General features: G+C 48.2%; 1 pseudogene. It reads left to right on the top strand.

The features are described from left to right. A pseudogene (gene mukE / locus R8O11_RS31550) lies at positions 1-508 on the top strand (chromosome partition protein MukE); the annotation flags it as partial.

Genomic DNA, 508 nt, shown 5'->3' with positions numbered 1-508 from the left:
TCGACAATCCCGCGTTGTTGTCTGATTTCGAGCTTGAGCTTTCTTCTTTCTACCAGCGCTACAACACCTAGTTGGTAAAAGCGCCAGCAGGCTTTTTCTACCTACGTCCACGTTCAACGTCATTGATTGGCCGCAGTGTTTTATCTGAGCTGGATATGCTGGTGGGTAAGGTACTGTGTTTCCTATACCTAAGCCCAGAGCGCTTAGCGCACGAAGGCATTTTCACCAATCAAGAGCTTTACGACGAGTTGCTTGCATTAGCAGACGAGAAAAAGCTGATGAAACTCGTGACGAACCGTGCAACGGGTTCGGATCTAGACAAAGAAAAACTGTTTGAAAAAGTACGTACGTCACTTCGTCGCCTACGTCGTTTAGGGATGATCATCAACATCGGTGAAACCGGTAAATTCAGCATTAGCGAAGCGGTATTCCGTTTTGGTGCTGATGTTCGTGTGGGCGATGACATCCGTGAAGCGCAGCTGCGTCTTATCCGTGATGGTGAAGCCGT

Source organism: Vibrio sp. 1288 (assembly GCF_033344475.1).
This window is presented reverse-complemented; position numbering and strand designations above follow the sequence as displayed.